This is a genomic window from Pseudonocardia halophobica (assembly GCF_050948485.1).
In the GTDB taxonomy this organism is placed as follows: Bacteria; Actinomycetota; Actinomycetes; order Mycobacteriales; family Pseudonocardiaceae; genus Pseudonocardia; species Pseudonocardia halophobica.
The window spans coordinates 1,851,456-1,862,880 of the sequence record NZ_CP192046.1 but is presented as its reverse complement, the minus strand read 5'-3'; the positions used below and the strand labels follow the sequence as shown (position 1 = coordinate 1,862,880).

Genomic DNA, 11,425 nt, shown 5'->3' with positions numbered 1-11,425 from the left:
GTGTCTCCAGTCGGAGCACTGCCGGGGGTGCCTGCTGGCGCCGTGGGGCTGTCCGTTGCCGTCACGGGACCTCCGCTCGTACCGGTGTCCGTCGGGTCTCACCGACGGACGCTAGACTACCAGACGGTCGATTGGTAGACAGACCTCGTCGACCCCCCGAGTAGAGCGGAGCGGCTCGTGTCGATCCAGACCGTCCTGGTGGCGAACCGTGGCGAGATCGCCGTGCGGATCATCCGGTCCTGCCGGGAGCTCGGCCTGCGGGCCGTCGCGGTGTACTCCGATGCCGACGCCGACGCGCTGCACGTCCGGCTGGCCGACGAGGCGCACCGGATCGGCCCGGCCCCGGCGCGGGCCTCGTACCTGGACGTCGACGCCCTGCTCGGCGCGGCCAAGGCCGCCGGGGCCGACGCGGTGCACCCCGGGTACGGCCTGCTCAGCGAGGACGCCGGGTTCGCCGAGGCCGTGACGGGCGCGGGGCTGACCTTCGTGGGGCCGTCGGCCGAGGTCATCGCCCGGATGGGCGACAAGGTCGCGGCCCGCGCGCTGGCCGAGGAGTGCGGGGTCCCGGTGCCGCCGGGGACCGGCGACCTCTCCGTGGAGGAGGCCACGCAGGCGGCGGCCGAGCTGGGGTTCCCGCTCGTCGTCAAGGCGTCGTTCGGGGGTGGCGGGCGCGGGATGCGGGTCGTGCACTCCGCCGACGAGCTGGCCGACGCGATGGCCGCTGCCGGGCGCGAGGCCGGCGCCGCGTTCGGGCGCTCCGAGGTGCACCTCGAGCGGTACCTGGAGCGCCCGCGGCACGTCGAGGTGCAGGTGATCGGGGACGCGCACGGCGCCGTCGTGCACCTCGTCGACCGGGACTGCTCGGTCCAGCGGCGGCACCAGAAGCTGATCGAGGAGGCACCGGCCTTCGGGCTGTCGGACACGCTGCGAGCGCGACTGCTCGACGCCGCCGTGACCCTCGCACGGAAGGTCGGCTACGTCGGGGCGGGGACCGTCGAGTTCCTCGTGCTGCCGACGTCCGAGGAGTTCTTCTTCCTCGAGATGAACACCCGGCTGCAGGTCGAGCACGGGGTGACGGAGCTGGTCACCGGGCTGGACATCGTCGCCACGCAGCTCCGGGTGGCCGGCGGCGCGCCGCTGCCCTTCACCCAGGACGACGTCCGGGTCTCGGGTCACGCGATCCAGGCCCGTATCGCCGCCGAGGACCCGTGGGCGGACTTCCGGCCCGCGCCCGGCGCCGTCACCGGGCTGGCGCTCCCGCTCGGGCCGGGGGTGCGCAACGACTTCGGTGTCGAGGCGGGCGGAGCCGTCGCCCCCGAGTACGACTCGATGTTCGGCAAGGTGCTCGCGCACGGCGCCGACCGCGACGCCGCCCGCCGCCGGCTCGTCGCCGCGCTCGGCGAGCTGCGGGTCGAGGGGGTGCCGACCACCGCCCCGTACCTGCGGGAGGTGCTGGGCTCGGCGTCCTTCGCCGCCGGCACCCACGACACCGGCTCGGTGCAGCGGGAGTGGGTGCCGGACCCGGCGACGAAGCCCGGCGCCGGGGTCGGCTCGGGAGCCGGTGGTGGTGCCGGCGCCGGCACGGCCGGATCCGGGTCCGGCCCGGCCGGGGCCGGCGTGGTGTCGGGTGGCGCGACCGTCCCGACCCGCCGGGTCCGCCTCGCGACCGACCGCGGGCCGGTGGAGGTGGCGGTCTACGGCCGCACGGTCCGCCCGGGCGCCGCGGCCACGGCGTCCACCCGCCCGACCCGCGAGTCCGCCGGCGCGGCCGCGGGGTCCTCCTCCGCGGCCGGCACCGTGCCCGTCGCCCCGATGGACGCGACGGTCGTCCAGGTCCGGGTGCAGCCCGGCCAGGAGCTGGCGCCCGGCGACGTCGTCGCGGTGCTCGAGGCCATGAAGATGGAGATGGAGATCCGCACGGAGGTCGGCGGGACGGTGGGTCAGGTCCTGGTCGGCGCCGGCAGCCCCGTCGCCGCGGGCTCCCCCCTGATCACCCTCATCTGAGCCGCCGGCGCCCGAGATCCACGGCCCCGTCTCCATCGCGGCCTTGGCCAGCGAGTACGCCGCCCCGCCCTTCGGCAGATCCCCGGTGGCGGTGCTCGGGACGGCCACGACGTCCGCCCGCCCGGCCTGCGAACCGGGCATGTGCTCCTCCTGAGGTGTCAGCGGGAGGCGCGGGCCTGCAACGCCTCCTCGGTCGCGATCCCGCGGATCGCCATCTCCGCCATCTCGGCCCCGATCTGCTCGGGGGTGAAGGTGCCGCCGGGACGGAACCAGCGGTACACCCAGTTCGTGGAGCCCAGGATCGACAGGGCCGCGAGCCGCGGGTCGAGGTCGGCCCGCACCAGCCCGCCGGCCTGCCCCTGCTCGACGAGGTCGCGGAACACCCCCTGGTAGGCGTGCTCGGAACCGAGGACCTCCTTGCGGCGCTCGACCGGGAGCGCCGACAGCTCGTGCAGGAAGACCGCGGTCGGCACGAGGTTGCGGCAGGTGTGCTCGACGTGCCCGCGGATCACGCTCTCCAGCCGCTCCAGCGGGCCGCCGGGCACCTCCGACCGGGACCGCACGACGGCCAGGCCCTCCTTGTGGACGGCGCTGATCACGTCGAAGAGCAGGTCCTCCTTGGACTGGATGTAGTAGTAGAGGCTGCCCTTGAGCATCCCGAGCCGGTCGGCGATGTCCTGCAGGGACGCGCCGTCGTAGCCCTTCTCGTAGAAGACCTGCGTGGCGACCTCGATGAGCTCGGCCCAGCGCTCCTCGCGGGGTTTACGCTCTCCCCCGGAACGCCGCGCACTCCGCCCGGCCGGCTGCCGCATCCCCGCTCCCCTCGACGCGGTCGAATCGGAGGAGCCTACCAAACGGTAGACAGTCATAGGCGCGTCGCCGCGTCCAGCCGGACCACCTCGCCGTTGATCAGCTCGTTCTCCATGAACGCGGCGACCAGGTGCGCGAAGTCGGCGGGCCGGCCGAGCCGCTTGGGGAACACGTGCAGGTCCGTCAGGGCGGCGCGACGCTTCTCGTCCGTGCCGGCGAGCATGCCCGTGTCCATGATCCCCGGACAGACCGTCATCACCCGGATCCCCCAGATCGCGAGGTCCCGGGCCAGCGGCAGGGTCATCGCCGCGATCCCACCCTTCGACGCCGAGTAGGCGGCCTGCCCGGCCTGCCCCTCGAGCGCCGCGGCGGACGAGACGTTGACGATCAGCCCGCGCTCGCCGTCCGGCCCCGGTTCGTTGCGGGACATGGCGGCCACGGCGTGCCGCAGCACGTCGAAGGTACCGACGAGGTTGACCTCGAGCGTGCGCCGGAAGACGTCGAGCGGATGCAGGTCGCCCTTGCGGGACAGCACCCGGGCGGCCGGGCTGATGCCCGCGGCGTTGACGCACACGTCGATCCGCCCGAGGTGTTCGGCGACGGCCGCGACCGCCTTCTCGACCTGCCCCTCGTCGCTCACGTCGGTCGGCACGAAGAAGGCCGCGTCGCCCAGCTCCGCCGCGAAGGACTCCCCGTCGGACGACGGCAGGTCCAGGATCCCGACCCTCCCGCCCCGCTCGACCAGCATCCGGGCCGTGCCGGCGCCGAGCCCGGAGGCCCCGCCGGTGACCAGCCCGACCGCGTCCGTGATCCGCACCCCGCCTCCTACTTGACGTTCGCGCCGGCGTCGACGGGCAGCGTGACGCCGGTGATGTACCGGGCCTCGTCGCTACCCAGGAAGAGCACGGCGTTGCTGATGTCGATCGGCTCGACCCACGGGACCTCCAGCGCGTTGAGCGACAGGAAGCCGGGCAGCGCCTTCTCCTGGCTGGGCTCGGGGTCGTCCGGCGCGAAGAGCTTCCAGGTGCCGGGGTTCTGGATCATGTCGGTGTCGACGTTGGTCGGGTGGATCGTGTTGACCCGGATTCGGTGCGGGGCCAGCTCGTTGGCCAGCGTCCGCATCAGCCCGACGATCCCGTGCTTGGTCGAGACGTAGTGCCCGACGTTCTGGATCCCCTTGAGCCCGCCGATCGAGCTGGTGAACATCAGCGACCCGCCGCCGCGCTCGATCAGGTGCGGCACGGCCGCGCGGGCCGTGTTCCAGACGCCGGTGAGGTTGACGTCCAGCATCTCCTGCCACATCTCGTCGGTGATCTCGAACGCGGCGCCGAAGCTGGCGATCCCCGCGTTCGCCACCGCGATGTCCAGCCCGCCGAGCTCCGTGACGCCCTCGTCGACCGCCGCGGTGAGCGCAGCCCGGTCGCGGACGTCGGCGACCCGAGCGACGATCCGCCGGTCGAGCTTCTCCACCTCGGCGACCGTCTCGTCGAGGTCGTCGCGGGTGGCCGGCGGGTACTTGTCCACGGTGGCCAACGGCCCGCAGAGGTCGACGGCGATGATGTCGGCCCCCTCCTGCGCCAGCCGGACCGCGTGGCTGCGGCCCTGCCCGCGCGCGGCGCCGGTGATCAGCGCGACCTTGCCCTCGACCCGTCCCGCCATGGCACGCCTCCTCGCGTCGTCGACCAGGTACTGTCTACCAAACGACTGTCAGAGAAGGAAGCGCGAACGACGCGCTCGCTCACACCTACTGAGCGAACGCGCCGCTCGTTCAGCTCCGTCAGTAGCGCATGGTCCCGGCGAACGCCCCGAGCCGCCGGCCCAGCACCGCCTCGGCGGTGGTGATGCCCGAGCGCGCGGCCTTGTCGATGCCGATCCCGCGGGCGCGGGTGGTGTCGCCGGTGAGCCAGAGCCCCTCGACGCCGCGGACCTCGGCGTCCGGCCGCACCGGCCCGACGAGCCCGGGCTTGGTGATCACCCCGTAGCTGGTGACGACGTGCGGCTTCGTCCACAGCGCCCCGCGCGCCGCCGGCATCATCTCCTCGATGTCCTCCCACAGCTCGGCGAACTTCCGGTCGAGCCAGGCGCGGTCGCCGTAGTGCTCCGTGGCGTCGAACGAGGCGCCGACGCAGGTCAGGTACTCGCCGTCGGGCGAGACGCCGGGGTCGTAGCCGGTGAAGTTGAGCGTGAAGCCGGGCAGCCCGCACCGCGGCGTCGACAGGAACGACGCCATCTCCCGCTCGCTCATCGCGATCACCGGTTCCTTCGCGGCGATCCAGTAGCCGATCCAGCAGGCGCGGTTGCGGTTCGCGGCCAGCATCCCGATCCGGGACCGGAGCTCCCAGGGCAGGGCGCCGTCGTCGAACAGCCGCAACAGGTCCCACACCGGCGCGGACACCACGACCTGCGGCGCCGGGACCTCCTCCCCGTCGCGCAGGGTCACGCCCTGCACGGCCCCGTCCCGGACGTCGACCCGGCGCACCGGCGCCGACAGCCGGATCTCCCCGCCCTTGGCCTCGAACGCGGCGACCATGTCGTGCCACAGCGCGTCCCAGCCGCCCATCGGCCAGAACGAGTAGCCCGCGGTGCGTTGCGTCGAGTAGTGCAGCTTGCGGGTGTAGAGGTTCTCCGAGGCCGAGTGCTCCCACGGCCGCAGCGTGATCTGCTCGAGGACCGAGATGGCCTCCCACACCGTGTAGACGCCCTCGTCCGCGGTGTACTGCGCCATCCATTCGCGCAACGACGCGTGGTTCCAGCTCTCGAGCTCGTCGTACGAGACGTCCTCGAGCGCCTGGATGCAGCGCTTGAGCCCCTGCTTCGCCGCGCCGGAGTACTGCTCCTGGATCGGCGCCCAGCCCTTCCCGTCCGTCCAGAACGGCATCGCGTCGCTGCGCTCGGAGTGCACCAGGTCGAGTCCCATCACCGAGCAGACCCGGGTCAGCGAGTCGCCGGGGTCCTCGACGAGGTGGCTGCCGAGCCCCAGCTGGTGCCCCTTGTACCGGTACTCCCGCGCCCGCCCGCCCAGGTACGCGTGCTTCTCCAGCAGCAGCACCCGCTTGCCCTGCTCCGCCAGCAGCGAGGCGGTGACCAGGCCGGACGTGCCCGCCCCGACCACGATCACGTCGTACGACACGGGCGCCTCCCAGCGTCTACCGTTCGTTTGGTAGTGACGCTAGCCGTGTGATCCCCGACGGGCAAGCGCCGCCGGGAACCCGTTCACCCGCGGCGGATGACGACCCGTCGGGGCTGCCGGGCCAGCCTGCCCGGACACGGCCCCGTGGACGGAGGAGGAATCGACGTGACCGGAGACCTCACCGCCGGGGAGCCGCGAGCACCCCGGCGGACCCGATGGGTCGTGGTGGTGCGACTGGCCGCGGTGCTGCTGTTCCTGCTCGGGTGCTGGAACGTGTGGGACGGGATCAGCGCGCTCGCCCGAGGTGGGTTCGTGGTCGCCGACGCCGACCGGGTCCTGTTGCTGGAGGTCACCAAGTGGGGCTGGGTCCTGCTGGCCCTCGGTGTGGTGGAGCTCGCGGCCGCGCCGGCCCTGCTCCGCGGAGCCGGATGGGCACGGGTGGTGGCGGTCCTCGTGGCAGGCTTCAACGGGGTCGTCCAGCTCGCGTTCCTCGTCGCCTATCCGGTGGGAGCGGTCCTCATCCTGGTCCTGTCCGCCCTCATCGTGTGGGCGGCCGTGCGCCACGGTCAGGAGGTCGGCGGCTGAGCGCACGGACCCGGTCCGCCGTCGCCGCACGGGCGACGCTCCCGCCGGAGCGCCGCTCGTGACGGCCCGCTACGCGTGCGGGATCTTGAACGGCGCCAGCGCGCCCGCGTCGACGACATGGGTCGTGCCGGTGACGTACCGGGCCTCCTCCGAGGCCAGGTAGAGCACCGCGTTGCTGATGTCGACCGGGTCGACCCACGGAATCGGGATGGCGTTGAGGGCCGTGAATCCGGCCTCGGCGTCAGCCCGCGTAGCGCCGCGCTGCCCGCCGAGGAAGAGCGAGTAGATCGGCTCGTTGTTCACCATGTCGGTGTCGACGGTCGTCGGGTGGACCGAGTTGCAGCGGATCCGGTGCGGCGCGAGCTCGACGGCGAGCGTCCGCATCAGGCCGGTGACGCCGTGCTTCGCCGCGGTGTAGTGCGCGAGGTTGCCGAACGCGATCAGCCCGGCGATCGAGCTGGTCAGGACGATGGAGCCACCGGTCCCCTGCTCCAGCATCGCGGGGATCGCCGCCTTGGTCGTCTTCCAGACCCCGGTCAGGTTGATGTCGAGCATCTCCTGCCAGGAGTCCTCGGTGATCTCCCACGCCGGCGCGAAGGACCCGATGCCGGCGTTGGCGACCACGATGTCCAGGTGCCCGAACTCCGCGATCCCGTCCGCGACCGTGGCCTCCAGGGCCCGCAGGTCGCGGACGTCGGCGACCCGGCTCAGCACCCGCCGGTCCAGGTCCTCGACCTGCTTGACCGTCTCGGCCAGGTCGGCCTCGGTCGCCCCGTCGTACGGCGCCGACGCCACGTCGGCGCAGAGGTCCACGGCGATGATGTCCGCGCCCTCCTGCGCCAGCCGCAGCGCATGGCTGCGCCCCTGCCCGCGCGCCGCCCCGGTGATCAGCGCGACCTTGCCCTCGACCCGTCCCGCCATGGGGAACCTCCGTCGTCCGTGCGGGCCCCGTCGCCCGCACCCCCACCGTCCGGACGTGGCGGGGGCGGGTCAACGGCGTGGGACGATCACCTTGGCGACGTCGACGAGAGGCCCGTCGAGCAGTTCCAGCACCGTGCCGTCGGGGTCGGCCAGATAGACCACGCGGAGCGGGCCCCAGTGCGAGGGCTCGGGCCAGAGCCGTTCCGCGCCCGCGGCCTCGGCGGCGGCGAGAGCGGCGTCGACGTCGTCGACCTGAATGCCCAGGTGCGGCAGGCGGGCGGCGGGGTCGGGCGGGCCGCACCACGTCGGCAGCGGGTCGAACTCGAACAGCTCGACGCCGCTGCCGTCCGGGAAGCCGAGCAGGGCGATGCGCACCGAGGTGCCGGGCGGGACGTTCATGGCGAGCCCCGCCGCCCGCCCGCCGAGGGTCATCGGCTCGGCGAGCGGCGTGGCGCCCAGGGCGCGGTAGAAGGCCGTCGCGCGGTCCAGGTCCGCGACCCGGACGCCGAAATGGTGCAGGCCCACGTCACCCCCTGGCGGACTCGGGCGCGACCGGGCGCGGCGCGGGGTCCCGCTCGTCCGGGTGCCTGCCCAGCGCCAGCACCAGCAGCATCGCGAGCAGCGCGAACGCGGCGAAGAACCAGAAGTTCCACTGGAACGCCACGCCCGCCCCGATCAGCAGCCCCACCGCGTACGGGCCGAGGATCCCGCCGAGCCGCCCTACGCCCATCGCGAACCCGAGCCCGGTCGCCCGGATCCGGGTCGGGTAGGAGGCGGCGACGAACCCGTTGACGAGGATCTGCGAGCCCATCGCGCCGAAGCCGAGGAACGCGACGAGCACGTACAGCACGTCCTGCGGCAGCAGGAAGGACAGCAGCACCAGGCACACCGTCCCGACGCCGAGCGCGAGCGGGATGACCCGCTTCGACCCGATCCGGTCGGCGACCGTGGCGATCACCAGTGTGCCGACGACGTTGCCCAGGTTCAGCACCAGCAGGAACGCGATCGCCGAGCCCAGCGGGTAGCCGGCCTGCCGCATGATCTGCGGCAGCCAGGTGCCCACGCCGTAGCTCAGCAGCAGCCCGCAGAAGCTGATCAGCGCGAACAGGATCGTCCAGCGGCGGTAGCGGCCGAATATCTCCGCGGTCCGCACCTTCTGCGCCGGCCCCGCGGGCGTGGGCTCGAGTGCGATCCCGTGCCGCGCGGCGAGCGCCGCGGCCTCCTGGTCCCGTCCGCGCGCCCGCAGCCACGCCGGCGACTCCGGCAGCCACCTGAGCGCGATCGGGAAGAGGACCAGCCACGGCGCCGCGCCCACCGCGAACATCACCCGGAACCCGCCGACCGGCAGCAGCGCGATGGCCACCGCCGCGCAGATCACCCCGCCCGAGGAGTACCCGGCGTGGACCACCGAGTTGTAGAGCTGCCGGCGGTCCCGCGGTGCGTACTCCACGGCCAGGGCGATCGCCGAGGGCAGCACGCCCCCGAGCCCGACGCCGGCCACGAACCGCAGCAGCCCGAAGACCTCCGGGTTCGGGGCGACCGCGCACAGCCCGGTGGCCACGCTGAACCAGGTGATCGCGATCAGCACCAGGCGCCGCCGGCCGAGCCGGTCGGTCAGCCAGCCGGACGACAGCGCCCCGACCGCCATTCCGACCAGGGCGAGGCTGCCGATCAGGCCCGCCTCCGCGGCCGTCAGCCCCCACGGCGCGTACTGCAGCAGCGAGGGGACGACGGTCCCGTAGACGACCAGGTCGTAGCCGTCGAGGATGACGACCGCGAAGCAGATCGCGACGACCGCGGCACCCGGTGCCCGCAGAGACATGGCCTAGATGCCCTGGATCGTCGTGGTCTCGGAGTAGTCGGCGAGGGTCATGGCTGTTCCTCCGGAGTGGACGCGCACCAACGGCACTCTCGTGCGGTAGGTCCGCACGAAAGTGCCGTTCGTGCAGTCAGGGACGGCTGCGGGTCAGGCCGGGAGCGCGACGGTGGCACCCTGGGCCTGCAGGAACACGAGCGGGTCGAAGAACTCCGCGAAGGCGGCGAGCTTGCCGTCCCGCACCGTGAAGGTGCTGATGTAGGCGTTCCGGTAGGGCTCGCCGGTGGAGAGCATCGTGGTGTCGCTGCGGTACTCCGCGACGAACTCGCCCTCCGTCGCCAGCGGCGAGATCACCAGGTCGTGGAAGCCCAGCGGCCCGACCAGGTGCGGGAAGCCGGCGTACAGCGCGAGCACGGCCTCCTTGCCCTCGGTCACCTTCGGCACGGGATCGGGCGCGAACGGCAGCCGGACCACGACGTCGTCGGCGAAGATCTCGCCGAGCGCGTCGATGTCGAGCTCGTTCATGATCTCGATGTACCGCTCGACGACCTCGGCGCCGATGATCATGCGTCGAACCCCTCCATCTGCGGGGCCGTGAGCGGCGAGATCGCCCGGCCCGAGATCTTCCAGGTGTCCCCGACCCGGCGGTACTCGTCCCGGTTGAGCGCGATCGCCTTGATCGTGGCGCCGGACTTCGTCCTCCCCTCCGCGTACACGTAGTTGGTGCCGTGCGCGGTGTCCGGACCGTCGAACTCGACGATGTGGTTGGTCATGATGTGGCACTGCTCGGCCATCGACTCGGCGTCGGCCTTGAAGAAGCCGTGGATCTCGTCGCGGCCCTCGAACCGCTTGAGACCCACCGCCGTGGCGTCCCAGTAGGCGTCGTCGGTGTAGGCCGAGAGGGCCTCGTCCGGGTCGAACAGGTCGAGCCCACGGGCGTAGAGCAGCGTGGCGGTGATGATCTGCTGGACGTCGTCGGCGCGGCTCATCGTCAGCCCTCCTGGTCGTACATGATCACGCCGCGGAGGTTGAGCCCCTTCTGCATGTCCGCGAACGCCTGGTTGATGTCCTCGAGCGCGTAGGTGCGCGTGATCAGCTCGTCGAGCTTGAGCTGCCCGGTCCGGTAGAGGTCCGTGAGCAGCGGGATGTCGTTGCGGGACTGCGTGGTCCCGTACAGCGAGCCCTGCAGCCGCTTGCCGGACATCGCGAAGGTGAACAGGTCGAACTCGACGTCCCGCTGCAGGATCGGCGCGGCCGAGGTCAGCACGATGACGCCGCCGCGGCGGGTCATCTCCTGCGCCGGGTTCAGCAGGTTCCCGTAGGCGATGCCGACGGTGATGATGACCCGGTCGGCACCCTGGCCGTTGGTCAGCTGCTCGACGAGCTTGGCGGCCTCCTCGTAGTTCGACACCGCGTGCGTGGCGCCGAACTCCTGGGCCTGCTCCTGCTTGAAGGGCACCGGGTCGATCGCGATGATGTTCTTGGCACCCTTGTGCCTCGCGCCCTGCACAGCGTTGATCCCGACGCCGCCGATACCCACGATCACGACCGTGTCGCCGAGCTGCATGTCCGCGGCGTAGACCGAGGAGCCCCAGCCCGTCGGCACGCCGCAGCCGATCAGCGCGGCCTTGTCCAGCGGGATGTCCTTGTCGATCTTGACGACGGCGTCGACCGGCGCACAGACGTACGGCGCGAACGTCCCGAGGAAGGACATGCAGCCCACGCCCTTGTCCCGGGCGTGCACGCGGTGCGTGCCGTCGGGCGCGTAGCCGGCGAGCACGCCCGCGCCCAGCTCGCACATGTTGGAGCGGCCGGAGACGCACATCGTGCATCTCCCGCACGAGGGCAGGAAGGAGAGGACGACGTGGTCACCGACCTCCAGGTCGTGCACCTCCGGGCCGACCTCGGTGACCACGCCGGCACCCTCGTGGCCGCCGAGCACGGGCGCCCAGGGCAGCGGGATCACGCCGTCGTCGAGGTGGTGGTCGGAGTGGCAGATGCCGGACGCGGCCAGCTTCACCATCACCTCGCGGCGCTTCGGGGGATCGATCTCGATCTCCTCGACGCTCCAGCCGGAGTTGGTGCCGGGCTCCCAGAGCAGGGCTCCCTTGGTCTTCATGAATGCTCCCCTTCGAGCACGGGCACGGACATGAGCGGGG

12 protein-coding genes are annotated in these 11,425 nt (G+C 72.4%); 2 read left to right on the top strand and 10 right to left on the bottom strand.

All coding sequences use genetic code 11. The features are described 5' to 3' along the window. Positions 1 to 177: 177 nt before the first annotated feature. Positions 178 to 2,004, top strand: coding sequence for an acetyl/propionyl/methylcrotonyl-CoA carboxylase subunit alpha (locus ACQP04_RS08985; protein WP_433506595.1), 1,827 nt, complete (start codon positions 178 to 180; stop codon positions 2,002 to 2,004). Positions 2,005 to 2,162: 158 nt separating this feature from the next. Here ACQP04_RS08985 and ACQP04_RS08980 read toward each other — a convergent pair whose 3' ends face one another. The 4 genes from ACQP04_RS08980 to ACQP04_RS08965 all read right to left on the bottom strand — a co-directional run bounded on the left by ACQP04_RS08980 (position 2,163) and on the right by ACQP04_RS08965 (position 5,944). Next, entirely contained in the window at positions 2,163 to 2,816 is a 654-nt protein-coding gene (locus ACQP04_RS08980) for a TetR/AcrR family transcriptional regulator (RefSeq protein WP_433506594.1), read from the bottom strand. A gap of 53 nt (positions 2,817 to 2,869) precedes the next feature. Then, positions 2,870 to 3,631: an SDR family NAD(P)-dependent oxidoreductase gene (locus ACQP04_RS08975; protein WP_433506593.1), complete on the bottom strand. Its 762-nt coding sequence runs from the start codon at positions 3,629 to 3,631 to the stop codon at positions 2,870 to 2,872. 8 nt (positions 3,632 to 3,639) lie between these two features. Then, positions 3,640 to 4,473 carry a mycofactocin-coupled SDR family oxidoreductase gene (locus tag ACQP04_RS08970; protein ID WP_433506592.1) on the bottom strand — a complete coding sequence of 278 codons (834 nt, stop codon included), beginning with the start codon at positions 4,471 to 4,473 and terminating at the stop codon, positions 3,640 to 3,642. Between the two features lie 118 nt (positions 4,474 to 4,591). After that, positions 4,592 to 5,944 carry a phytoene desaturase family protein gene (locus ACQP04_RS08965; protein ID WP_433506591.1) on the bottom strand — a complete coding sequence of 451 codons (1,353 nt, stop codon included), beginning with the start codon at positions 5,942 to 5,944 and terminating at the stop codon, positions 4,592 to 4,594. A 165-nt stretch (positions 5,945 to 6,109) separates the two neighbouring features. On the opposite strand from ACQP04_RS08965, the gene ACQP04_RS08960 reads away from it, so the two are divergent. Beyond that, positions 6,110 to 6,529, top strand: a complete 420-nt coding sequence (locus tag ACQP04_RS08960; RefSeq protein ID WP_433506590.1) for a DUF7144 family membrane protein — start codon at positions 6,110 to 6,112, stop codon at positions 6,527 to 6,529. Positions 6,530 to 6,598: 69 nt separating this feature from the next. Here ACQP04_RS08960 and ACQP04_RS08955 read toward each other — a convergent pair whose 3' ends face one another. The 6 genes from ACQP04_RS08955 to ACQP04_RS08930 all read right to left on the bottom strand — a co-directional run bounded on the left by ACQP04_RS08955 (position 6,599) and on the right by ACQP04_RS08930 (position 11,385). Beyond that, positions 6,599 to 7,450 carry a mycofactocin-coupled SDR family oxidoreductase gene (locus ACQP04_RS08955; protein WP_433506589.1) on the bottom strand — a complete coding sequence of 284 codons (852 nt, stop codon included), beginning with the start codon at positions 7,448 to 7,450 and terminating at the stop codon, positions 6,599 to 6,601. Between the two features lie 69 nt (positions 7,451 to 7,519). Further along, positions 7,520 to 7,975: a VOC family protein gene (locus tag ACQP04_RS08950; RefSeq protein ID WP_433506588.1), complete on the bottom strand. Its 456-nt coding sequence runs from the start codon at positions 7,973 to 7,975 to the stop codon at positions 7,520 to 7,522. Position 7,976: 1 nt separating this feature from the next. Next, positions 7,977 to 9,272, bottom strand: coding sequence for an MFS transporter (locus ACQP04_RS08945; RefSeq protein ID WP_433506587.1), 1,296 nt, complete (start codon positions 9,270 to 9,272; stop codon positions 7,977 to 7,979). A 144-nt stretch (positions 9,273 to 9,416) separates the two neighbouring features. Further along, the gene (locus tag ACQP04_RS08940) at positions 9,417 to 9,833 is read right to left on the bottom strand and encodes a nuclear transport factor 2 family protein (protein WP_433506586.1); all 417 of its coding nucleotides are present in this window, start codon (positions 9,831 to 9,833) and stop codon (positions 9,417 to 9,419) included. Further along, entirely contained in the window at positions 9,830 to 10,255 is a 426-nt protein-coding gene (locus ACQP04_RS08935; RefSeq protein ID WP_358210257.1) for a nuclear transport factor 2 family protein, read from the bottom strand. Before ACQP04_RS08935 ends, ACQP04_RS08940 begins: the two co-directional genes overlap by 4 nt. 2 nt (positions 10,256 to 10,257) lie before the next feature. Then, positions 10,258 to 11,385: an NDMA-dependent alcohol dehydrogenase gene (locus ACQP04_RS08930; RefSeq protein ID WP_433506585.1), complete on the bottom strand. Its 1,128-nt coding sequence runs from the start codon at positions 11,383 to 11,385 to the stop codon at positions 10,258 to 10,260. Positions 11,386 to 11,425 lie beyond the last annotated feature (40 nt).